21 protein-coding genes and 1 tRNA gene are annotated in these 22,912 nt (G+C 52.5%); 7 read left to right on the forward strand and 15 right to left on the reverse strand.

What is annotated here, in order from left to right:
- The first annotated feature begins 238 nt into the window (after positions 1-238).
- Positions 239-814, forward strand: a complete 576-nt coding sequence (locus JC200_RS03030; protein ID WP_274434713.1) for a COG4315 family predicted lipoprotein — start codon at positions 239-241, stop codon at positions 812-814.
- A gap of 182 nt (positions 815-996) precedes the next feature.
- Here JC200_RS03030 and JC200_RS03035 read toward each other — a convergent pair whose 3' ends face one another.
- Both JC200_RS03035 and JC200_RS03040 read right to left on the reverse strand, forming a co-directional pair.
- The gene (locus JC200_RS03035; RefSeq protein WP_274434714.1) at positions 997-1,917 is read right to left on the reverse strand and encodes an HD domain-containing protein; all 921 of its coding nucleotides are present in this window, start codon (positions 1,915-1,917) and stop codon (positions 997-999) included.
- 130 nt (positions 1,918-2,047) lie between these two features.
- Positions 2,048-2,431 carry an ATP:cob(I)alamin adenosyltransferase gene (locus JC200_RS03040; protein ID WP_274434715.1) on the reverse strand — a complete coding sequence of 128 codons (384 nt, stop codon included), beginning with the start codon at positions 2,429-2,431 and terminating at the stop codon, positions 2,048-2,050.
- A 334-nt stretch (positions 2,432-2,765) separates the two neighbouring features.
- On the opposite strand from JC200_RS03040, the gene JC200_RS03045 reads away from it, so the two are divergent.
- Positions 2,766-2,841, forward strand: a tRNA-Met gene (locus JC200_RS03045).
- A 524-nt stretch (positions 2,842-3,365) separates the two neighbouring features.
- On the opposite strand, the gene JC200_RS03050 is transcribed toward JC200_RS03045, so the two are convergent.
- The 3 genes from JC200_RS03050 to JC200_RS03060 form a co-directional block, all read right to left on the reverse strand.
- Positions 3,366-4,907 carry an APC family permease gene (locus JC200_RS03050; RefSeq protein WP_274434716.1) on the reverse strand — a complete coding sequence of 514 codons (1,542 nt, stop codon included), beginning with the start codon at positions 4,905-4,907 and terminating at the stop codon, positions 3,366-3,368.
- Between the two features lie 212 nt (positions 4,908-5,119).
- The gene (locus JC200_RS03055) at positions 5,120-5,887 is read right to left on the reverse strand and encodes an aspartate/glutamate racemase family protein (protein ID WP_274434717.1); all 768 of its coding nucleotides are present in this window, start codon (positions 5,885-5,887) and stop codon (positions 5,120-5,122) included.
- A 42-nt stretch (positions 5,888-5,929) separates the two neighbouring features.
- Complete coding sequence (locus JC200_RS03060; RefSeq protein WP_274434718.1) at positions 5,930-6,967, reverse strand: D-cysteate sulfo-lyase; 1,038 nt, start codon at positions 6,965-6,967, stop codon at positions 5,930-5,932.
- A gap of 310 nt (positions 6,968-7,277) precedes the next feature.
- Here JC200_RS03060 and JC200_RS03065 point away from each other — a divergent pair, with 310 nt between their 5' ends.
- Positions 7,278-8,165, forward strand: coding sequence for a LysR family transcriptional regulator (locus JC200_RS03065; protein WP_274434719.1), 888 nt, complete (start codon positions 7,278-7,280; stop codon positions 8,163-8,165).
- Positions 8,166-8,309: 144 nt separating this feature from the next.
- On the opposite strand, the gene nagB is transcribed toward JC200_RS03065, so the two are convergent.
- Positions 8,310-9,077 (reverse strand): glucosamine-6-phosphate deaminase, encoded by a 768-nt coding sequence (gene nagB / locus JC200_RS03070; protein ID WP_274434720.1) that lies wholly within the window; start codon positions 9,075-9,077, stop codon positions 8,310-8,312.
- Between the two features lie 193 nt (positions 9,078-9,270).
- Between nagB and JC200_RS03075 the strand changes: the two genes are divergently transcribed.
- A complete protein-coding gene (locus tag JC200_RS03075) occupies positions 9,271-10,413 on the forward strand; it encodes an MFS transporter (protein WP_274434721.1) in 1,143 nt (380 codons plus the stop codon).
- Here JC200_RS03075 and nagA read toward each other — a convergent pair.
- The 7 genes from nagA to JC200_RS03110 form a co-directional block, all read right to left on the reverse strand.
- Positions 10,401-11,528: an N-acetylglucosamine-6-phosphate deacetylase gene (gene nagA / locus JC200_RS03080; protein ID WP_274434722.1), complete on the reverse strand. Its 1,128-nt coding sequence runs from the start codon at positions 11,526-11,528 to the stop codon at positions 10,401-10,403. The genes JC200_RS03075 and nagA overlap by 13 nt on opposite strands.
- An 80-nt stretch (positions 11,529-11,608) precedes the next feature.
- Positions 11,609-12,355, reverse strand: coding sequence for an SIS domain-containing protein (locus tag JC200_RS03085; RefSeq protein WP_274434723.1), 747 nt, complete (start codon positions 12,353-12,355; stop codon positions 11,609-11,611).
- A gap of 48 nt (positions 12,356-12,403) precedes the next feature.
- Positions 12,404-13,240: a carbohydrate ABC transporter permease gene (locus tag JC200_RS03090; protein WP_274434724.1), complete on the reverse strand. Its 837-nt coding sequence runs from the start codon at positions 13,238-13,240 to the stop codon at positions 12,404-12,406.
- Positions 13,237-14,118, reverse strand: a complete 882-nt coding sequence (locus JC200_RS03095; RefSeq protein WP_274436454.1) for a carbohydrate ABC transporter permease — start codon at positions 14,116-14,118, stop codon at positions 13,237-13,239. The genes JC200_RS03090 and JC200_RS03095 overlap by 4 nt, the downstream gene beginning before the upstream one ends.
- A 108-nt stretch (positions 14,119-14,226) precedes the next feature.
- Positions 14,227-15,570 (reverse strand): ABC transporter substrate-binding protein, encoded by a 1,344-nt coding sequence (locus JC200_RS03100; protein ID WP_274434725.1) that lies wholly within the window; start codon positions 15,568-15,570, stop codon positions 14,227-14,229.
- Positions 15,571-15,611: 41 nt separating this feature from the next.
- On the reverse strand, positions 15,612-16,595 hold the full coding sequence (locus JC200_RS03105; protein WP_274434726.1) for an ROK family protein: 984 nt from the start codon (positions 16,593-16,595) through the stop codon (positions 15,612-15,614).
- Between the two features lie 77 nt (positions 16,596-16,672).
- Positions 16,673-17,854, reverse strand: coding sequence for an ROK family transcriptional regulator (locus JC200_RS03110; RefSeq protein WP_274434727.1), 1,182 nt, complete (start codon positions 17,852-17,854; stop codon positions 16,673-16,675).
- 1,060 nt (positions 17,855-18,914) lie between these two features.
- On the opposite strand from JC200_RS03110, the gene JC200_RS03115 reads away from it, so the two are divergent.
- From JC200_RS03115 to JC200_RS03125, 3 genes are all read left to right on the forward strand, one after another.
- Entirely contained in the window at positions 18,915-20,324 is a 1,410-nt protein-coding gene (locus tag JC200_RS03115; protein WP_274434728.1) for a degradosome RNA helicase CshA, read from the forward strand.
- Between the two features lie 241 nt (positions 20,325-20,565).
- Positions 20,566-20,760: a cold-shock protein gene (locus JC200_RS03120; protein ID WP_274434729.1), complete on the forward strand. Its 195-nt coding sequence runs from the start codon at positions 20,566-20,568 to the stop codon at positions 20,758-20,760.
- A 111-nt stretch (positions 20,761-20,871) separates the two neighbouring features.
- Entirely contained in the window at positions 20,872-21,054 is a 183-nt protein-coding gene (locus JC200_RS03125; protein ID WP_274434730.1) for a cold-inducible protein YdjO-related protein, read from the forward strand.
- Between the two features lie 483 nt (positions 21,055-21,537).
- Here the strand turns inward: JC200_RS03125 and JC200_RS03130 are convergent, their stop codons facing one another.
- On the reverse strand, positions 21,538-22,053 hold the full coding sequence (locus JC200_RS03130; protein ID WP_274434731.1) for a hypothetical protein: 516 nt from the start codon (positions 22,051-22,053) through the stop codon (positions 21,538-21,540).
- 610 nt (positions 22,054-22,663) lie between these two features.
- Positions 22,664-22,909, reverse strand: a complete 246-nt coding sequence (locus JC200_RS03135; protein ID WP_274434732.1) for a hypothetical protein — start codon at positions 22,907-22,909, stop codon at positions 22,664-22,666.
- Positions 22,910-22,912: the final 3 nt, after the last annotated feature.

The raw sequence follows: 22,912 nt of genomic DNA on the forward strand, positions 1-22,912 counted from the left end.
TAGCATGCGAACACGTTCCTTTAACCCTATAAACGCACAGAAGTAGCCTTTGGTTTTTGGTGCGTAGAGAAAATTACGTCAGGACCGTCACGGTCGGTCCTCTCTGTAAGGAGCGTCGTCGAGCGTTGACGCAAACGGCTTTGAAAACCGCTTGCGACGATACCTCGTTTTATTGGCTGAGAGGCGATATGTTCAGGGGAGCATGTCGGCAAGGCTCTCGAGAATGGGGATGAAGAGCATGACCGTAAAACGTCGGGTGCGCCATTCGAGCAGGGACTTGTGGCGAATTGCTGTCACCGCGGGTATTCTTGTACTGGTGACCGGATGCGGTGTCAACGGCGCCTCCAGTGCAACCCCCACGTCGGCTACAGGCACAACATCTCAAAATGCAGCAGCCAGTACGTCGTCGCAGCAGAGCCAAGCTATCAAGGTCACTGCCGACCATAATTTAGGGAACATTCTAACTACTCGGTCCGGAATGTCGCTGTATCACTACACCAAAGACAGCATCAACAAAAGCACATGCACTGGGGCTTGCGCCGCGCTATGGCCACCTTTCATCTGGAAAGGTTCAGGCACGCCAACAGGCGGGTCCGGAGTCACGGGTAAACTTGGACTGATGGAGCGCGCGAACGGCTCAAAGCAGGTGACATACAACGGCATCCCACTCTACACGTTCAGCGGCGACATCGCAGCGGGGCAAGTCAAAGGGCAAGGATATCGTGGCTGGTGGTACGCCGTCACTCCGTCGACGACCAGCACGGCTGCTCCCGCCTCGAATGGGGCAGGAAGCACGCACGGGTCCGGGTGGTAGCGTATGCGGCGCGGGTCGGCGCGAGTCGGCTGGCGCGGGTCGGCTGGCGCGGCCGCCCCGTTGCCGGTGCGTCAGTTTCCGCATGCTACTCATAGATGATGAACACACGAGGCAACAGGACTTCTGCTCTTCCGCAACAAGATGTCAAGCGATTCGATATCCACTGCCGAGGAAGTCTCCCATTATCCCCGCGTGCGCTCGCGAATCGCTGGCAGGAGGGCCTGAACGAACGCCACAGATTCGTCGGACATCTCCACCGCACCACTGTGTTCATCGCCGTGCCACATCTCGAGGAGCATAAACAGGCAGCCACGGACATCTGCGAGTGTGAACGTCGATGGGACAGACTGCGTTTCACTAAACATCCTCTGACCGAACTCGAACAACCACATGGGCACCGTCTGACCGCCGAACACTGCATCGGCGTCAAAAGCATGAGCAAACTTGCGCACCGCAATCTCACCATCTTCCCATGCAGGGACTGGACCAACCTCATTCGCGTCCGTATTCGGCGCGATACCTTCCTGTGCACGAAGTTCGTCATGCACGATTCGGCGCAGTTCAACTACTGCATTTCGATAGGCAGCGAACAGGAAATAGTCGTTGTCGGCTGGCAGATTGCGATAGAAACTTTGCAGGAGTTCCGTGTAATACCAGACCTGCTCATCCCGGCCACGGTTGAACCGTTTCCAGACGCCCGCGCCCTGCTTATCCAGATCGCTCAAAATACTGCGGATGTTATGGAGTTTATCAGCGCAGGACAGGCATTTGATGTCGAGCGGAGCATCAGCCAGAAACTTGATGGTGTGTTCCTTGCGCTCCTTCCAGGGAGCCGCCTTGTTCGGCTCGGATGCCGCATCGACAAGCTCTGCAACTCGCTCCCCGTACCTCTCCCGGATGCCAGCAAGCGTGACATCGGTGTCCTCCACCGTGTCGTGCAGTAGTCCCGCGATCACGACATTCTCCTCACACCCTGCCTGTTGCAGAAGCATGGCCACCGCGAACGGGTGTGTGATGTACGGGATGTCGGTGCCTTTCCGCATTTGCGTCTTGTGCGCTTTCGCCGCGAACACGATGGCATCGTCTAGTCTCGAACTTTGCATGGCGTTTCCTCCTTTGTGACGGCGCTGTGAGTTCTGCCGACACGGAAAGTATAACCTGCCTCAATGACACGGCGTGTCATAGGTACGAGTAGTTAAATCCCGCACCCGTCTCTGGCTCACTCTCCATTCCCTAGTTCGCCATCCGATCGCGATATTTGGCCGTCACGGAATACCTCTGTGCTATGTTCGTATAGGATTCCGCCTCGTCCTTGTACCGGTCAATATACGGTTCAAGCTCTGCTGCAGCTGTGTCCTTCGTCCGAAACGTGTACTTCGCCCCAGCCACTGCAGCCAAATCCGCGCCAACATCCCACAGAGTTTGCTGAACCTGATACAGCAACTTGATGATGTCGTTCTCAAGGTCATCTCGCAGGTCACTCATCGCGAGGCCGATGAAAGCCCCAGCCTCATCAACAGCCCCAAAAGCTTCAACCCTCAGGTCATCCTTGTAGCGGCGTTCCCCACCTATGAGAGCCGCCTTCCCCTTGTCTCCACCACGGGTATAAATCTTCACGCTTCCATCCTCCCTTGTCTATCATCCCTCGTCCATCATCCCTCGTCCCTTGTCCCAAGCTATTGAACGGTGGTCTCCGGGAACCATAGCTATGTGCAGATTAGCTATTCCCACTGTACACTCCCAGCAAAGCACCGGAAAACAAGAACGCGGTCTGTAAAGTCCTACTCTGATTCCGAAGCCACTCCCGATACCTATTCAAGACCACCGTAGACATCCTCTCCCCCAAAGGGCTTCTACTCTGTACACCAACAAGGCAAGCGCCGATGAGATTTGTGCCGAGACTGCGCTCTTTGACTTTCACGCGCCTACGTGTTATCCTAATCCTACTCGTCGCGGGGTGGAGCAGTTGGCAGCTCGTCGGGCTCATAACCCGAAGGTCGCAGGTTCAAGTCCTGCCCCCGCAACCACATGCAAGACACTTCTGTAATGAGGTGTCTTTTTTTGCGTTTATAAAGCCGCGTTCCGCACTTTGTTCTACACCGCAGTAAGCAAACGTCACGACGAAACACCCTCCCCATTGTGAACTTCCAATCTAACTTTGGCGGCGAGTGTCCGCCACGAAAGTTAAGGTCCTGGGGCGGGACTTGGCCGGTTCCAGAGCAGGACTTGGCCGGACATCGGTCGCGATGGTCGCAAACCCACTAACCCCCAGCGGTAACGACGCCTGCGTCGTTAATTGACCGATGATGGGCCTAGCGCAGCCGCTGAAGTGTCGAAAATGTCGCTACAGGCCTGATTTCTGCGCTGCAGCGACATTTTTTCCGTTCGCGCATTACCGCTTTTGACTACTCAGGGACCTCTCAATGGCCAGAGGCTATTGAGCAGACCGACGAAGTTAGAAACGCTAGTCCCAAATCCACACTAGCCATCCGAAGTCGACATTCGGGTGGGGCCATGCCTCCTACAACATTGAAACACAACACAGCGGCGGTTAATCTGCCGCTATCCCATCTTCATCTGCACTTGGCGGACGTGTGAAGCGCTCCCGTGCTAGCAGAAAGCTTTCCGAGGATGTGCCGTGGCTACGTATCTTGGCGAGATAGAGTCGATAGATCACAATCGCAATCAGCACGACGATAGCTGACTGGAATGCAGGTTGCAGATAAAGTGGGCTCGACGCAGATGACATCGTAATGGAGACTGAGAACCATATCGAGACCAGCATGAGGACGACTCCGAGTAGCACCTGCAGGAAGCGACTTCTTCTCATCCAAGAAGTGTTCACGTTATACAACTGCGGCGCGTGCTTTGGGAAGGTAATGAGACCAAGACCCATGAAGAAAAATACCAGCATGACGGAAAGCACCCGGATGTTCACGCCGAACACGAAACCGAGCTTAATCGACTCAATCAAACTGGCCGTGCCGAACAGTGCGCTGAGAGTCAGAGCTAAGACTGGCGTCTTGTACCTTGCGTGTGTCTTGGAGAACATCCGCGGAATCAACCCATCGTCCCCCCATGCATATACCCAGCGAGACTGTGCTAGGAAGATTGGCAAGAATGTCTTGGCGACAATCAGGGCGACACACAGATTAATTAGCGAAGCCAGCCAGGATGGCATCACGAACTGCAACAAACCGGATGAGGTGGTGTATGACGTTTGCTTCATGGCAGCTAGGCCAGAAATCACCTGCCAAGGCACCGCATGATAGACAGCCCATGCAAACAGGGTATACAGCACGCCGACGACTGTGACCGTGATGAGAACACCCTTTGCCAAAGACTTGGTGGGGTTCTTCGCTTCTCCACCAGTCTGCGTCGCAGTGGAAAGGCCGAGGTATCCGAAAAACAGGGTCGGCAGTGCGGTTGCGAATGCTGTACTCACACTTACGTGTTTAACGGGTGAGGCGGCGAGCACCGACGCCACAGACAGGTGAGTGCGCTGTGCCATCGCAGCGTCGAACGCGGCATGGTTGGTCGAGAAGCCAGTAAATATCATCACAAGTGCGACTGCAAAAACGAGAAACATGGCGATCGTCGTAAGCGTGCCGGCCAGCTTCACACCAAATACGTGGACGGCCCAAAACACCCACAAAATGACGACGCCGACAATCAGGATGCCGACATTCGAAGCGAGGAAGTTACCGAGCCCTGTCGCACCAAGCGACAAAAACGCCGTTGACAAGAACTTCGGTGCCGAGTACGCGAGAGTTCCAAGCGCCCCGGTAAACCCGAACCAAGCCAGAAAGGTAACCACGAACGCAATACCCGGACTCAACGACCGCGAGATGATGACGTACTCACCACCGGCCCCAACAAGCCCGGCCCCAAAGAAGAAGCGATACACGACGACGGTCAGGAACGTAATAATGCCACCGACAATCATCAAAAGCGGAACAAGATTACCAACCCCCGGTGAACTCTGTTGGATTTGGGTCGATACAAAGAAAAGTCCAGCGGCAATTTCGTTGGTCAGCCCAAAGGCGATGACTGCGAGTGGGCCGAGCGCTCGGTTAAGAGAGTTGTTTGTCACTTTGGCATCTCCTTTCATATGGATTCTCTGCGAGAGAGATGAATAAATCGCGCCTATTTGAACAAAAATTCTCTATTTTCCAATCAACGTTCTAACCTACCCTCAGGTCTCGCCAAGGTTTGCACGCTTACCATGCACCCGGACGGTCGCCTCGTACTGTGGCAAGATGCTCCGTGAGCCTCGCTCCTCTGCATCGGCGTTAATACCTTCCCTTACGACACGCCCACCTCTTCCAGCGCTACTCGGACTGCCGCTGCCGCGAGAATATCTGTCGAACTGAATACCAGAAACCGCTTGGCGAGCACAGCCCTTGAGTGGTCGTCCGGGAACAATATCGGCAACTCGGTGCAACCTAATAAAATGCCGTCCAGACTATCCGCCCATGGGCGGGACGCAATCCCCACAATACGTGCCATCAAGGATGCCAGCGCATCACGGTTCCCCGTGTTGCCTGCCGCTGGGTCATTGTTGACTAGGCCGTTGCGTTCTCCCTTTACAGCGCGGATGACCTTCATCACCTCAGCTTGGGAATCATCATCCGGGTACACTGCGGAAATCCCTCGGCTACGGAAAGCGTTCTCGTACACAGCGAACGTTCGCGTCGGCGTCGTCCCCAGTACGCCAATGCGCCTACACCCTTGCGAGGAGATGACATCCGCTACCTGGTCAATCAGCGATAGAATTGGCACCGGTACCTCTTGCGCTAACTGCTCTTGATAGATACTAGTGGTCGTGGACGGCAGGACAATCGCCCCCGCTCCCACCTGCACTAACTTGCCACAGACCTCGATGAGTTTCTGCAGTGGCGAATGACCGTGGCCGGACAAGTGCGCGATGCGGCTCGGTATAGTCGGATCCGACACCAATACAACCGGGATGTGGTCCTCATCACTCTGCGCTGGTGACAACTCCACCAGCCGCCGGTAAAAGTGCGCACCAGCCAGAGGGCCTAGCCCCCCAATGATGCCAATGGTTTTCATCTAGCCCACCTCTCCCCGGTGCACTCGATGAGATTGTGCATGTCAGGACACCTGTTCAATCTTTGATATATTCGGCATTTTATCACCGAGGATGGTAGGCATGTAGGCGTACAGAGCGGGTGAGCCGCCAGTATGCACGAACAGGACCTTGTCATCCCGGCTGAAGAATCCACCTCTGCTCAAACCAATCAAACCCGACATCGCCTTGCCTGTGTATACCGGATCGAGTAAAATCCCTTCCGTCTTTGCCAGCATGTTGACTGCCTCAACCATCTCTTGGGTTGGGATGGAGTACCCTGGACCGACGTATTCATCGAAGCAACGCACCGCTTCTCTCGGCAATCCACCGCGGACGCCGACGTGTTCCGCTGTGCGCAGAGCGAGGTCGTAAATCAGTGCCTCCTGCACGTCGCGGGTACGACTCACATTGATGCCAAGCACAGGAATGCCGCTATTGTTCCCGTAAAAGCCAGTGACTAGGCCAGCATGCGTGCCGCCACTGCCGCTCGCGCAGACTACGTAGTCAAAGTTCTGACCCATGTCATACATCTGACCGATAATCTCTTGTGCGCAAGCGACGTACCCAGTTGTGCCGATCTCGTTGGAACCACCGCCTGGAATGATGTAGGGGTGCTTCCCTTCGGCGATGGCTCGGTCCGCAACCCCCTGCATTTCCGCCATCATGTCGGAACCACCGGGTACAACAGTAAAGTTCTCAACACCAAGCATTCTAAAGAGAAAGTTGTTACCACTCGCATTCACATCGTAGCTGTCCTTCACGCGCTCTTCCAAGACTAAGTGACAGGCTAAGCCTTCCTTGACCGCAGCAGCAGCCGTGAGTCTGCAGTGGTTGGACTGCACTGCTCCACAAGTGATGATGGTGTCGGCTCCCTGCTCCAACGCGTCAGCCATGAGATACTCCAATTTCCGAGTTTTGTTTCCTCCTGCGGTAAGGCCCAATTGGTCGTCACGCTTGACATAGATACTCGGACCACCTACAGTCTCGGAAAACCTGCCTAGAAACTCGATTGGGGTGCTCCCCTCTGTGTATCGACGACGGTTGAACTTTGCCAGATTCACATCAACCACTCCTTGTCTCGAAACTATCCCATCCCAGACGATATACCGCAAAATCCGCATCTTATATATTTGAACATTCTGTAAAAAACCAGAGAAAGAGTGCCTTTCTTCCGGTCCTAGCGAGTCGCCGAATCAAATCTTGAGTACGATTCGGAGTAGTAACAGCCTCTATCCTCCCTCCTAGCTAACTCTTTCCACTCGCACTCTTGATGACTGATTGACCTCAGTTTATGCTAGACACATCAATGCGTAAAGCGAATTGTTATCATTATGAACATGATTAAAATTCATTATTGAGAGGAAGACAAACTTGGACCGCTACATGCGCACGTTTGTCAGCGTTGCGGAGAATCAAAGCTTTACTCGCGCGGCAGACTTGCTTCATCTGACACAGTCTGCGGTCAGCAGAGAGATTGAAACACTCGAACGCGAATACGGAGCGAAACTGCTGGATCGAACGAACAAGTTTGTCCGCCTCACGCGTGCTGGTGAAATCCTTTACTTTCATGCTAAGACCATCGTCAGTGAATATGAACGCGCACGGACTCTTATCCACGACCTCACCCATGAACCGGTTGGCCGACTGTCCATCGGGTCAAGTTACAGCTTCGGCGAATACATGCTCCCACACATCATTGCCGAGTTCAAACATCGGTACCCGCTCGTCACACCGAAGATTACGATTATGAACTCTAAACGCATCCGGATGCAGGTGGTACAGAGGCAAGCCGACCTCGGCATCATTGAAGGCACCGTCCACGAGAAGGACATGGAAGTCCGCCCGTTTGCCACAGATGAACTGGTTTTGATTGTGCCGCCTGACCACCGATTCTCAGGTGTGGATGAAATCGAGATTGGTGAATTCGAATCTGATACGTGGATCCTCCGTGAACCAGGCTCTGGCACGCGGGACAGTACGGATCAGACATTTCTCGCTCTCGGCTTCACCCCCGCATCTGTGATGGAGTTCGGGAGTACGCAAATCATTAAGGAGTCTGTCCGGGCTGGCCTTGGCGTTGCAGTCGTCTCGAAGTTTGCCATTCAGACTGACTTGCGATTTGGCTTACTGCGCGCTCTGCGGATAAAGGGGCACCCAATTCACCGCGACTTCTTTTGTGCCACCAACGCATCGCACTTCCGGACGAAGGCTCTCGATCTGTTTATCGACTATCTGTGTCAGTGGCGTTATCCACAGTAAAGGGCGGGCACACGCAGGGTACGCGGAAACAGCCATTTTCGTTGCGATAAGGTCGTGTACTCCGAGGCGTATAACCTGAGGCGAAGGTTCATCATGCGCTTACAGGGACTCCGAGTTGGCAAGCAATCGTCGGCAGTAAAAATACTACGGTGTCATCTCAGACAGAATCGAGTGTCCACCCCAAACGTTCCTTGGCAAAGCAGAGGCACTCTCTGTGTCCAAAATCCACGTCACATCACGGTGAAACTGTAGCATACTTGCCGGCAAGTCAGTGCGAACCTCTCCTTGAACAGCTTTTGCTACCGCGTCTGCCTTGCCCTTTCCAAACGCCATGAGGATTATCTTGCGAGCTTGAAGGATAGATTGAACGCCCATGGTTAAGGCACGCTTCGGGACATCCTCTACCCTGTCAAAAAATCGAGCATTAACCGAGATGGTCTCCGGTGTTAAGTGAACAACGTGTGTACGCGAAAACAACGAATGACTCGGCTCATTAAAACCAATATGACCGTTGACACCGATACCAAGCAACTGGACATCAATCGGGTACTTGTGAATGATACTATCATAACGGTCACACTCGACATCCAGGTTCGCCGCCATCCCATTTGGGATATACATTTCTTTCGGTCTTGAAGGCAAGTCGCGGAATAAAGTGTCTTCCATAAAATAGTGGTAACTTTGCGGATGTAACGGCGGTAAGCCGATATATTCGTCTAAATTAATTGTAACTGTCTTGGATAGGTCTAACCCACACCAGACCAAACCTCGCAGCGCGGCGTAGCAAGCAATCACGGTGCTTCCCGTTGCAAGTCCTAACACCGGTTGTTCCAGTGTCAGAATAGCCTCTTCCAGCAGACTTGACGCGTACAGTCCTGCCGATTGTGGACTACTAAAAACCCTGATCTTCATTGTTTGTACCTCCACCCTTTGGCTCAGGAACTGCGCGTGATTGAATTCAACTACATATATCCTCGTAATAGTCCATGTTCAAATTGACAGGAATGTCGTACCACTTTCATACTGAAACAGTGCAGTTTGAACCGTCAAATCACGAACCTCTCATCAAGTCCATCCCGCCATTCAGTCAACGAGGAGTCCACCGATGAAACGCGTGTTCAGCTCGTATTACTTCATCTTCTTTGTCGCCATGGCGGCTACCCAACCGTTTCTGAGTTTATACCTTCACGATCGCGGTATCTCGAGTGAGCACATTGGCTTTATTCTGGCCTGTGGCAACGGTGCGGGCATCTTGATTCAACCGCTCCTTGGACACTTGAATGACGTTGTTCAAGACAGCCGCCGCCTGCTTTTCTTCTCGGCGGTCTTATCTCCGATTGTCTTCGCCGGATACGCCATCTCCAGCAATACTCTGGTCCTGGTCTGCGTAGCCGTGCTATTTGCCGTCGTGCAATCGTCTGCCCCGCTCGCCGACGCCATGGCAGTGCACGAAGCCAAGCGCTCCAGCTTCACCTACGGCCAGGTCAGGCTTTGGGGAGCTCTCAGCTTTGCGTTGACAACCATGGTGGCCGGGTACGTCTATCACCTGGCCGGCATCAGCTGGGCATTCGGCATATATGCACTTTTCTCCATCCTGCTTGCGACAATCTCGTTGAAACTGCCCAAATCCTCTGCCTCTCGCCGCTCTTCTGATGCATTCTGGACAGGCCTCTGGAATGTCTCCAAAAATGCGCGTTTGCTTGTGTTTATTGTCATCTGCTTTTTTGTCGCCAGTGCCCTCACGGTGAATGCCACATATCTGCCGCTCTACTTCCAAGCCCTCCATCATCCGATGGCGTTGGTTGGATTGAACTTCACCGTTGCCGCCTTCACGGAGGTGCCGCTGTTCTATCTATCCGGTAGGTGGATGGAGCGTTTTGGCAAGATGCCAATCCTGGTTCTTGCGACTGCAACCTTAGCTGTGAAATACGCAGTGATGGCGATGAATCCGCCGACCGCTGTCATACTTTCGATTCAAGTCTTGGAAGGCATCGGTTACGCGCTGTACTGGAGTGCTGCCGTTCAGGTGGTGAGCGATCTCGCACCAAGCGAACGCTCAGGCACTGCTCAAACCTTGTATGCTGCGATTGCCAGCAGCCTCAGCGGCATCGTAGGTACGAGCGTAGGCGGTTTATTATTTGCACAGTTTGGGCCCCTTTTGACGTACGCCATCATGGCAAGTTCTGTCCTCGTCGCCCTCGCCGGATTCATCGCTTTTGCGCGCTTCGGAATGCGTCAGGCCTGGTAGACCAGTCGACCACGCACAACCGTGTGGGTCACTTGCCAGGACGCATCCACCGCGATCAGGTTGCCAGGAGCACCCACAGCAATGCGGCCGTGCGGCAGGTTCAGAAGCCTAGATTGGTTCAAGGAAGTCACCTGATTCACATCAGTCGGTTGCAGCGCTTGAATGTCGAGCAGGTTTCGAACCGCCCTGTCCACCGTGAGCGTACTACCAGCCAAGGTACCGTCTGCCAAGCGGACTGCACCGTCCTTGACGAGCACCGTGCGTCCTGCTGAGCCATACTCTCCCTCAGGCATATCTGCAGCCTTGACAGCATCCGTAATAAGCATCACATGTTCGGGACCTTTGGCCCGAATCGCCGCTCGCAGCATCAACGGATGGACGTGGATGAGGTCAGCAATCAACTCCACCATCACACGGTCGTCACCGAGCGCAGAACCAGCCAGTCCCGGTTCACGATGACCAGCAGGGCTCATGGCGTTGAATAGGTGCGTCACACTGCGTGCTCCCCACTCAATCCCCTGTGATACCTGTGCAGCCGTGGCGTTACAATGCCCCATCGCAACGATGACCCCTTGCTTCGCTGCAAGCTTGACGAGCCCTTCTGCACCCGTGACTTCGGGTGCCATCGTGACGTATCGAATCGCACCACCGGCAAGCGATTGCCATCGTTCGAACAGCTCCGTACTAGGCGCAATGATGTACTGCTGCGGCTGTGCACCCGGCTTACTGGAGTTGATGAACGGTCCTTCGAGATGGAAGCCAAGGACCTCTGCACCGTTTCGGGTCCGATTCGATTCGTAGGCACTGAAGACCTTATCCAGTGCTTCAGGAGATGCGGTGACTGTCGTTAAGAGGAGCCCCGTCGTCCCATGCTTCGCGTGGGTCAGGGCGACTTGTTCAAACGCCTCTTCCGTTGCATCCATCACTTCCGCCCCACCGCCGCCGTGGACATGCACATCGATGTAACCTGGCAGCAGGTTGCCGTCTGTCTGGATGTGCGATGCTCCCATGAAGTCGGTGCTCGTGAGCTCTCCGATAGCCGTGATAATGCCATCTTCAATCTTGACTTGCATTACCTGCCCGTCAATCTGACCACTCATAATCACTACGCTCATCGTGCACCTCCAGGAAGTGGAATATCTATTCGCAAAACCCCATATCCACTGCTTTACTGCCGCCATCCCCGTCTGTAAACTTATCTACGAATCCTCAGCTCACCTACCTGTGCTTTGTACGCTTCCAACGTTTTGGCGTTGTATTCCTTCGCGCCGTCGAGGTTGCCGCTCATGATAATCGGCGGTTGTTTCCCACGCTGTGCAATTTGCGTCGCAACTTCCGCTACGATGGCCTGGACAATGAACGTACCGACAACACTTGAAGTTGCCGCAGCCTGAACCGGGAGCCCATCGAGCGAAACCACTGCGTCACCAGGTACCCCATGATTGTCGATCACGATGTCTACTACGTCATGAAGCTTCACGTTGTCAGGGTGACGAGAACTCACGGAGTTCGTGTGTGACATGGATGTAACGCCTACAACCTGCAAGCCTCGTTTACGCGCCTCGAGAGCCATCTCGATGGGAGCTGCATTGCGACCCGAGTTGGAGAAGACAAACATGACATCGCCTGCCTTCACCGATTCACCCTCAATCAGCACCTCTGCGAGGCCCGTCAACCGTTCCATGCGACTGCTCTTTGGCGCATCAATGTGCAGCATTAAACCGCTGTCAAGAATCGGATTCACCGGCAAGAGCCCGCCCGCGCGAAAGAACATCTCCTCCGCCAACATGTGCGAATGGCCAGTCCCGAAAACATGGATGAGCCCCCCCGCCAGAATGCTGTCGGCACAGAGCGTACCCACTTGCTGAATCTTCCCGACTTCCTCATTCATCACCGTCTCTAAGATTTTCGTCACGGCGTCGTAGTACTGTTGAACTCCCATCGCGACACAGCCTTTCACATCAGTGATAAAACCGGACGGTCATCAAGACTACGATTTGACCGCCCCAGCTGTTGCGCCCTCGATGAAGTAACGTTGGAAGAACAGGAACGCAATGATGAGCGGAGCCGCTGCAATCAAGACACCAGCAGCGAGCAGTGTCCACTGGCCTGCATTGTTCCCGTAAAGGGCAAACAGTCCGCGGGACAACGGGTACAACGACGGCGTTGCCAGAAACACGACCGGCCCAATCAGGTCGTTCCAAATTTGGATACTTGCATAAATAGACATAGTCGCTAGTGCAGGCTTCGCCAAAGGAGCGACAATCGCGATGAGATAACGAATATAACCACATCCGTCGATGACGGCACTTTCATCCAACTCTTTAGGAATGGTCCGGAAGTACCCAACGAACAGAAAGAATCCAAAGACCATGGCGTCTTCAATGTGTAGAATCATGTACCCAGGACGATTGTTGTACAAATGCAGCATCCGCGACTCAATAAACAGCGGAATGAGGGCGACAGGAAAGAACATGCCAGAAGTTAGAAGTGCATGCAATTGCCTGGCACCCCGGATATACCTACGAGAAATGGGAAACGCAAGCGTCACGCTAAAAATCAGTGCGATGACAGTCGGGACCAAAGTGTACAGAATCGAATTCATAAAATACGAGCCCATCGAGGCTGTCTGCCAGGCCTGTGGGAAGTTACTCCAACTGAACGGAGCTGGAATCGACATCGAGTGCAGCAAAAACTGTTGCTGACTCTGTAAAGAGATGTTCAAGACATAAATCAGCGGACCGAAGTAGAGGATAACCACGACCAGCCCCGTCGTGATAAGTAGCCTAAGCCAGTTTTTTGATAAGTCGGCCCTTTGGAAACTCACGACATTGCTTCCTCCCTGCGTGTTAGATATCTCTGCAAGAGCAGAACCACGATGACGGTCAGGATGAACTGCAGCATGCCAATGCCGGCACCAAGCCCAAGGTTACTCGAGCCTTGGAAAGCCGTATTGAACATGTACATGCCAAGCGTGTTGGTATTGTTGGTTCCATCGGTCAATACGTAAATCAGGTCGTAGGACCGAAGCGACCCCGCAGCTGCCAAAATGACGTTGACGGTTACACTTGGAGCAATCATCGGGAAGGTCACTCGCCAGAAATTGGTCCACCCTGTTGCTCCGTCAATTTTTGCCGCCTCAGTCAGCTCCTTCGGTACCGTCTTGATACCGGCGATGAAGACCACCGTCGTGAAACCAAGATTTGCCCAAATTTGAACAAAGATGACGAGCGGCAAAGCCCAACTCGTCGATCCGAAGAATGCAGACGAAGTCCCAAACCAACCGAGCACTGATGCCGCAGGGCCGCCAGACGGAGAGAAAATCAGCGTCCACATCAGACCGATAATCGTTACACCCAGCACAGCCGGCATGAATACAAGCGTTCGAAAAAAATTGACACCCGGAAACTTTTTGCTGAGAGCGTTTGCCATCCACAATCCGAGGACGTTTTGCAGGATGGTGACGGCGCCCGCAAATAACAACGTATCTTTCACAGATTGCACGAGACCCTGGGAGTCATTCACAAAGATGTGAACATAGTTGGAAAAGCCATTGAAAGTCGTCGGCAACCCAGGAACCGCAGTGTAGTTTGTAAACGAGATAATGAGTGTCGAAATAGATGGCACAATCCCAAACAGTAAAAACACAAGCAATCCGGGAACCATTGTGAGATAGATGACAGTTCGCTGTCGACCTCTAAACACATTGCTCAATGGGGATACTCCTTACCGTAGGGATAATAGTGCGCATTTGAGACCAGAGCGGAGCCCGTCGTCATGGGCTCCGCTAATCGATAGCCTCCTACGCTTAGTTCAAGCCTGGTTTTGCGACTGCTGATATTGCTGAGCGAGCGCATTCGGGGTGATTCCGCCCTGCAACATCTTCAATTGCTCGTTCCAGAAGTTCGTGGGTTGCATGTAATATGGACCGCTAGGAATCATCCAGTCTGGAGTTTGGCTAATCACTCGGCCCGTCCCGAACCATTTGCCCATGATGGTGGCTGTCTGACTCGTGAAGGTACCCTGTTCACTTGGTGAAATGCCAGTCATCTGAACGTACTGGTCGTAGATTGGTTTTGAAGCAAAGAAGTTCAGCCATTCTTCCGCAAGGCTCTTTTGTTTGCTGTTGTTCAAGACGACCCATGTCAAGTCAGGGTTCGCGATGGACTGGTTGTTGGAAGCAGTGTTTGAGCCGGGAATCGGGAAATATCCAATCTGCATCTTCGGATTGGCTTGAAGTACCGAAGAAAGGTCCCAAGAACCGTCGAGCAACATGGCTGCCTTGCCGGCAGCAAAGTCACCGGGCATCTGTTGCCAGTTCTCACCTGCATAGTTTGGCTCCAGGTAGTTTTGCGCAAAGTTTTGTTCTCTCGTGAAGGCTTTAATCATCGTGGCGTCAGTCCACTTGACCTTCCCCGAAGCAAGCGCAGCGCTTGCACTTGCGTTGCCGAGGGTCGGTGCGAGCAGAGCCTGCATGAATGGATACATCACGAACTGTACGTAACTAGTTGCACCACCGGCAAGCCCGGTCCACACGGGAGTCACACCGTGCGACTTCAGCACCTTGCAGACGTTGAGAAACTCGCTATAGGTGGTCGGCGGCTGAAGGTTGTACTTGGCAAAAATCGCCTTGTTATAGAACAAACCGGTTTGATACACGCCAGTAACCATGCCGTAATCATTGCCCTTATATGCAGCCGCACCGAGGTCACTTGCGCTGAATTTGGAAACCCACGGCTCACTATTCAGCGGCATAAAGACATTGTTCGCAGCCCATTGCTGGACGTTTGTCATATTGTTGCTGGTCATCTTTTGCGGCATTGGATTAAACGGTTGAATCGCCATAATATCTGCCGTTCCAGCCTGAACCGCGGTTTGTTGCGCCGTTTGGTAACCGGCTGTGTCATTCGCCGTTGTCTGGAGCTGTACCTGGACCCCGTACTTGTGTTCAAACTCCGAGTCAATCTTTTTGACCGCTGCAACTGCAGGCGGGTTCACCCACATGATGATTTTGAGCGGCCCCTTATCGCTTGTTCCGGACGACTTCGTACCGTTGGTCGAAGTAGTTCCAGCTGTGCCACATCCGGCAACGAGTGCAGTTGACAAGGCTACCAAGGCGATTGGCGTAAGCGTTTTCCCGATTTTTTTAACTCCCACTAGTGTTCTCCCCCTTATTCACGATGACAAAGCGCCTGCGTTCATACCAACGTACCAGAGCCGTTCGTCACCCCCTTTAAAGATGCTGTTGCAGCCTCGCAGTCAAGACATTCTTTAACAAGCAGACTGGCTCCGACCACACCGGAACGGTCTCCCAGTTCTGCGGGGACAATTTTGATAGACTTGCTCGCTAAAGGTGACGCGTACTCAGGGAAGAATTCCCGGAGCGGTTCGAACAAGACCGGACCCGCCAGTGACACTCCACCACCAATGACGACAATCGCCGGATCAAGAATGGTGCAGTAATTCGCGAGCGCTAAAGCTAAGGTCTGAGCTGCCTCGCGAAAGACTGCGATGGCGTCTGGTTCGCCAGCTGCCGCCCGTTCAGACAAGGTCTTAGCTGTAACATCCTCGTCTCGCAGCAGCCGCCTTTGGTAAGCCGCAATAAGGCGCGGCCCAGAGACAAATGTTTCGAGGCAACCGTGTTTCCCACAAGCGCACAGGTCCCCGTCCGGATTGAGAATCGTGTGGCCAATTTCACCCGCTACAAAATGGTCTCCCTCATAGACCTGACCGTCGAGAATCATTCCGGAACCGACACCAGTACCGATAACAATGTAGAGCAGGGAGTCACTTCCCCTGGCTGCGCCAAATTCGCGCTCTGCCAAAGCCCCAACCCGAGCATCGCCTTGAACGACACAAGGGACGGAGAATTCTTTTTCGAACCACAGTTTCAAGTTGACATCATGAAGTTCAAGGTTGGATGCATGTATGACAACTCCTTCACCGGCATTCACAAACCCCGGAACGCCAATCCCGATGCCTGACAAGTCACCGATACCAAGACCACTTGCATGTTGCATGAGCTGTCTGATTGTTGCAGACATATTGGCGAGTATTTCGGCACGTGTATTTTGCATTGAATACGTTTTCACGCGGATGTCAACAAGCGACTGTGATGTACCGGTAAATACCCCGCCTTTAATCGTCGACCCGCCAACATCCAGACCGATTACGTAAGCCATCCTAGCATCGAACCTCTCTCTTGCTGTCGAATCAAAGCTGAACCTCCTGCATCGATTCGCGTTTTGAAGGTTACGTCTTAACGTGCTACCTGAAATCCATACTTATTGAGTACGGTAGTCAAACTCGAGTAGGCTATGCCTACGTATCCAGCCGTAGAGTTCAGTGAAGATATTCGGGCAGTAAAGTTGCGTTCAAGTCCCGGTAACATCGCTTCGTACAAGCCTTCCTTGATGGCTTCAAACATCACTTGGCCGCTTGTCACTGCGTCTCCGCCGAACACCACGCTGTCGCAGTTCAAGATGTTCACCGTGTTCCCAGCGACAATCCCAAGCGTGCGACCCGCGCCGAGTAGCACATCTACGGCGACGTCATCTCCAGATTCCGCACGTTCTGCCAAGTCCCGTATCGTAATGGCCTGTGTTTTTGCCGAGTTGTTGTACTTGCGAATCATCGCCGGCTCCGACACAACGGTTTCCAGACATCCTCGCTTCCCACAGCTGCATTTCTCTCCGCTGTCGCTCACGACAATGTGACCAATCTCACCCGCCATCCCTAAGGACCCTGTGTAGAGCGATCGGTCGATGATAAGTCCCGCACCCACACCAGTTCCGATGGCGATGTACAGCATGTTTCGGCCGTGCTGTTCGTTTTCGAAGCCGTACAGAAATTCTCCGTACGCAGCCGCGTTTGTATCATTCTCGACAATGACCGGGAGAGCAAACTCCTGCTCGAGCAGTTCATTCAGGTCCAAGTCATGCCAGTCAAGGTTACTTGCAGCCACAATCCGACCTGTACTGGAATCCATCAACCCAGGAGCTGCAATGCCAATACTTAAAATCTTGAAACCCTGTGTATCGCACCAGTCCCTAGCTTCCGAAAGTGCATTCACCAGTTCAATGTAGAGGCTCTGTCCACTTACGCCAGCCTTTTCTTGAAACCATTCCTTCGTCACCTGAAAGCTCAGGTCTAGTACACCAATCGCAATATTCGATCCCGTTAGGTCCGCGCAAATGAAGTATCCTCCCTCTGGATTTACCTCCAGAAGTCGCGGGCGCCTCCCCCCCGTCGATGTCGCATAGCCACACTCTCGAATAAATCCGCTGCCTTGCAACTCACTGGTAATCACCGATACCGTACTTGCTGCAAGTCCCGTCTGTTCTGAGATGTCCACCCGAGAAATCGGACCGCGGTGTTGGATCAACTTGAATATGACATTCATGTTCAAGTCTCGAAGCACTACGCTATTTGCGCCTTCCATGGCAACTCTCCTACTTACTTCGTTCGTCGACAAAAGTTAGTTATAAGTGGAGTATGCAGTTTATACAGACTATTGTCAATATCAATTTTGAGGAGTTCGAAATCCATGACGATGTGCACTGTATGTTCCAAGTCACGACGCGAATTCTCCAAGCTTGCGGGCTATTCACTCGTGTATGGAATAGGTCTCGTTCGAAGATAGGAAACTAGCCGTAGCCCATCCTCAGTACTGAGGATGGTGTGAATGGCGTCGAACACATAAGCGCCCTGTGGTTTATCATTCGAGCGTGGAATTGGTGAAGGTGGTCAAATGACCTCACAATCATCATTGTTTTTGAGTCGGTAACCCAACCCGTTTTGTGCGCTCCGCGCAACCACCGTTATATCAACATCCGTGTTGCCGCACATACACCTCTTAAATCCCGTCTCTATGTCTCCGTCCTTATTTTGTACCCCGCGCATAATGAAACGTTGGCCACACGACTGGCACTTGACGAGAACTTTTACTCTTTCATGTTTTGCGACTGTATTCTGTTCTTCTAACATGGCACCTACACCCCTTTACATGTCTGGCAACTTAAATACATTCTATACGCCGGTGTCGAACTCCTCCACGACCGTGTTTACCTTTGAGCGGCTTCACGGTCATGTCCCAATCGCTGGCACCACGTTCCGCAGCACCTTGGGATTCGTGACCGCCACTCCAAGCCTGTCGAACACCACTTGCTCTGCTACATCTGCCTTGACACCGTTGTCGCTGCACTACGTCGCGAAGCATTTGCCTTGACTTTTTTCCGAAACTGCACTAATATACATCTTTGTTTAATGGTGATGCTTATCCATGTGTGGAATTATGAGCCGTCCTTGTTGAGCCTCATAGTGGGGCACTACAGGGATGGTTTTATTTACCTACCCATGCGAACGACGTCCATGAGCAAGTATCGTCGTAGAAAGCGGGCTATCTCTTCTGGCATCGTTTGATACCGGAAGAGATAACCCGCCTTCCTTGCTGGTGAAACATTGATCGAATATAGAGGTGCACAAAGAAGGAGTTTTGACGCATGGCATTGTTTAGGGAACTAAATTTGAGTAACGAGGTACTAGGTTCTTTAGAGGAAATGGGTTTCGAATCCGCCACAACCATCCAAATGGAAGCTATACCCATCGCGCTTTCTGGCCAAGATTTAATCGGCCAGGCGCAAACCGGAACCGGGAAGACCGTGGCATTTTCAATTCCTGTCGTTGAGGCAGTCGATACAACTCAGCACAATGTCCAAGCCCTCATCCTCACCCCCACCCGAGAACTCTGCATTCAGGTGGCGGAAGAGATCGCGAAGGTGGGAGCCAAGAAGGGCGTACGGGTACTCGCTGTCTATGGCGGGCATGAGATTCAGCGCCAAATTCGGGCGCTGAAAAGTCAGCCGAACGTAATCGTTGCGACGCCAGGACGATTAATGGACCACATGAATCGGCGCACGGTTAACATGCAGCATGTCGGTATGGTTGTGCTGGATGAAGCCGACGAAATGCTGGATATGGGATTCATTGAGGATATCGAGATCATTTTGGCCGCCTGCCCAACGCAGCGACAGACATTGCTATTCTCAGCTACCATCAAGCCAGGTGTAGAAAAACTGGCCAAAAAATTCATGCGTAATTTCACGGTCGTGTCGATAAAGCCACAGGACATGATGGTTCCAACCATCGAACAGGCTTACTATGAAGTGCAAGAAAGCCACAAACTCGATGTGTTAACGAGACTATTGGACATTCAAAATCCGGAACTTGCCATCGTCTTCGGTCGCACCAAACGTCGAGTCGATGAGCTTTCAAATGCACTACAGACTCGTGGTTATGTAGCAGAGGGATTGCACGGCGACTTGAATCAGAGACAACGAGACAGTGTGATGGGCAAATTCCGTGACGGAAGTCTCGAGGTCTTAGTGGCGACCGACGTTGCGGCAAGAGGCATTGACATATCTGGAGTGACACATGTCTACAACTTTGACATCCCGCAAGATGTAGATAGTTACGTTCACAGGATTGGCAGAACAGGACGTGCCGGAAAAACCGGCATCGCATCCACGTTTGTCACGCCTCGCGAGATCGAGCACCTGCGTCAAATTGAGCGCGCCACGAAGCGGCAAATTGAACGTCGTCCAGCGCCTACCGTGATCGAGGCAAAGTACAGCAAACAAAAAGTTGCCATGGAACGATTGTTGAACAATAGCAATTTGGACAATCTCGGTGGCTTCCGTGGCCTTGCTGAGGAACTGCTTGAGCAACAGGACTCGATTTCGCTGGTCGCTGCTGCGATTCAGTTGTTGACAGTGAATACGACAGAAGTGCCCATTGAACTGACTGCGGAGCAGCCTGTTCGCGTCAAAAAGCCGACGTACCGAGATCACAAAGGTGACCGTCACCGGAGGTCTCCTCGCCCCAATGGGGGAGGACGCGGCGCTCGACGGTGATAGGACATGGGGAGTAGCACTTACAACATTTTAAATCCCCAAGTAGCTATCCTTGACATTCCAATGCACAAACAGTAGTATAATGCTATTCAGAGTGCATCGGATTAAGGGTATGCTTTCAATGTGCCGCTTTCTCTCTGCTTTCACTTCGGATCGCAGAGAAGGCGGCTTTTGTGCCTTTGGTTTTGTATGTAATTTGTGAATAAATCAGTTTGTGCCAATGGCATGAGGAGGAAATACAATGGAACAAGGAATCGTAAAGTGGTTTAATGCGGATAAGGGCTTTGGCTTTATTTCTCGCGAGAACGGTGATGACGTTTTCGTACATTTTAGCGCCATCCAAGGAAGTGGCTATCGTTCTTTGGAAGAAGGACAACGTGTGAGCTTTGACGTTGTGCAAGGGCCAAAAGGACCGCAAGCCGAAAACGTAGGTTAACTTCTTTAATAATCAAGGGACTGTCCGTAAGGTGTTGCTTACATACCTTACGGGCAGTCCCTTTTGGTATTACTTAATCGTTCGCCCATTTATAGGAAAGGAGGCATATCAATGAGCTACTTCAACAATCGAAAAAAGCCCGCTTCTGAACACGTCTATGCGAACGTTGTTATTTGGCAGTGTTCAGAATGCAATTGTTGGTCAAGACAAGAATTCGTTCATATGGCCGAACCAAATTGCCCAATGTGTAAAGGACTGATGAATAGAGAAGCAAAAAACATTCGCATTGAATAAGCTTCTTAGAGCTTGTCCGACAAGCATCCCACGACTCACTGCACGCTAGGATTGCGCTCTGCCTGTCCTATTGACGGGTACTTTCTTGTGCTTACATACTCAACTTTTTCCAGCCCCACTCCTCACGCCAGAACTCCCTGTTCTCTGCTATTTCAGCCGAAGCAACGCAGATGAAGACCATGAAGATGTACGCCGCTCGAGTCTTTGCCGATTCCACTGCCCCAGTCTGCGTTGGCGCAGTTGCCTCACCTTGTCGGCATGAACTGGCGTGAAGTGAACGAATAAGCTGCGAGTGAGGTACTACGTCATGTGGAGGAATCGGCCTGCCGTCTGGCAATGTGCGAAGATGGTCCATGAGCCTTCGCAGCTACCAGTCTCGTCTACAATCCAACTCAACTCACACTAAGGAGAAAGGAGCCCCCGAAGGGACTCCATTCTTTACTTACCCAACTTCGTCAAGCACACCCTCGGTTCGGACGATAGTTACGCATACATCCGTGTCCACTGGCCTGTGGTCGAATCATACTGGAAGTTTGCATCAAATTCATTGCCTTCTGCATCAACCAACTGACTCCACCGCGTGTCCGGCCCAAAGGTATCTCCGTTAGCTGGGGTGCCTGTCCAAGACACTGTAATGGTCTCGTTCGTCGCGTTGTAAATCGCGTGTAGGTTTGTGACTGGAGTCGGTGAAGAACTACCATATCCAAACCACGGATCTCCGTTTCCAAGAGTAAACAGATCCGTTCCATTAGGGACCAGCGTCTTCCCATCGTATAACGGTTTTGTCAACTGGAGGACAACCGAGTTGGCACTTTGTGAAGAAATGGTTGCCGTAATACCATAATCGACAATGTTACTGAGCTCCATAGGATCTGTAGTACCACCGCCCAGAATAGGCTGAATCTTAAACTGGTACGAGTCACCCGGAATGAGGCTACTGTTGTAGACATAGCTCGGCGTAGTCGTGGTTGCAATTTGACTCCAAGTAGGTGACGCCACGCTGGTGTCTTCCCAGTACACTGCATACGAAGACGGTGCTACCCCTGTGGGTGCCGCCCACGTGAGAGAAATCTGGTATACCCCCTCCACTGCATGAACCGGTGCTTGTTGAGTTCCATTCCGCGTCTATCCTTGCGAGTGCGGGTTGCCCGTCTACCCTCAGGATTTCGACCGGTCTACACCGCACGTGCGGCTTTCACCGCATACGGCGTTCCATCGGTACCCTTTGTCTATCTTTTGTGTGCTTTGCGCGGGTTAATTCTACCATATTGGATGGTTTTATCAACAACTTCCGACATTTCTCGTGCGCATTCCATCGACGCGAACAAACAATTTTATGCAAACCGTTCGGAGAGGTGACGCAAACATGTGCGAAGGTTGAGGGTGCTGCGGGCCCGTAAAGAATAGACGGTACATAATCTCCGTAACCTTATTTCTTTTCTTCCCCACAAGGACGAACCGCGTAAGCCGGTGCTGTTCCATTAGCCCTACCTCGGCAGAACCCAATTACAACCACAAATCCCCAATGGAACACGGGCCAACTTGGTGTCTACTGAGGGTATTTTCAAACCATAACCTCCATGCGTTGCCCTGGAATCAGCACAGTAGACTACCAGACCTGAAATACATCAGAGATTTCAACTGCTTCCCACAAGGATATAGTCTGGAATCCTGCATCCTCCCATACCCTCGTAGGGCAGCCTTCCCGGACAGACACCACCACTCGAACACCATGATTGCGTAGTGCCTTCGCTTGGTCAAGTGCTTCGGACGAATACCCAAGGATGGCAACCGTCTTGCCGACCAAATACCCAGGTGGCACCGTCCTCTTGATTTCCACCGGACCTATTGGCAATTG

Source organism: Alicyclobacillus sp. ALC3 (assembly GCF_028751195.1).
Taxonomy (GTDB): Bacteria; Bacillota; Bacilli; order Alicyclobacillales; family Alicyclobacillaceae; genus Alicyclobacillus_L.

Excerpts from the sequence above, each read along its gene's own strand:
- JC200_RS03125 (WP_274434730.1), top strand. The coding sequence starts at position 20,872 with ATGAGCTACTTCAACAATCGAAAAAAGCCCGCTTCTGAACACGTCTAT.
- JC200_RS03115 (WP_274434728.1), top strand. The coding sequence starts at position 18,915 with ATGGCATTGTTTAGGGAACTAAATTTGAGTAACGAGGTACTAGGTTCT.
- JC200_RS03110 (WP_274434727.1), bottom strand. The coding sequence starts at position 17,854 with ATGGAAGGCGCAAATAGCGTAGTGCTTCGAGACTTGAACATGAATGTC.
- JC200_RS03055 (WP_274434717.1), bottom strand. The coding sequence starts at position 5,887 with ATGAAAACCATTGGCATCATTGGGGGGCTAGGCCCTCTGGCTGGTGCG.
- JC200_RS03030 (WP_274434713.1), top strand. The coding sequence starts at position 239 with ATGACCGTAAAACGTCGGGTGCGCCATTCGAGCAGGGACTTGTGGCGA.
- nagB (WP_274434720.1), bottom strand. The coding sequence starts at position 9,077 with ATGAAGATCAGGGTTTTTAGTAGTCCACAATCGGCAGGACTGTACGCG.
- JC200_RS03035 (WP_274434714.1), bottom strand. The coding sequence starts at position 1,917 with ATGCAAAGTTCGAGACTAGACGATGCCATCGTGTTCGCGGCGAAAGCG.
- nagA (WP_274434722.1), bottom strand. The coding sequence starts at position 11,528 with ATGAGCGTAGTGATTATGAGTGGTCAGATTGACGGGCAGGTAATGCAA.
- JC200_RS03105 (WP_274434726.1), bottom strand. The coding sequence starts at position 16,595 with ATGGCTTACGTAATCGGTCTGGATGTTGGCGGGTCGACGATTAAAGGC.
- JC200_RS03075 (WP_274434721.1), top strand. The coding sequence starts at position 9,271 with ATGAAACGCGTGTTCAGCTCGTATTACTTCATCTTCTTTGTCGCCATG.
- JC200_RS03120 (WP_274434729.1), top strand. The coding sequence starts at position 20,566 with ATGGAACAAGGAATCGTAAAGTGGTTTAATGCGGATAAGGGCTTTGGC.
- JC200_RS03085 (WP_274434723.1), bottom strand. The coding sequence starts at position 12,355 with ATGGGAGTTCAACAGTACTACGACGCCGTGACGAAAATCTTAGAGACG.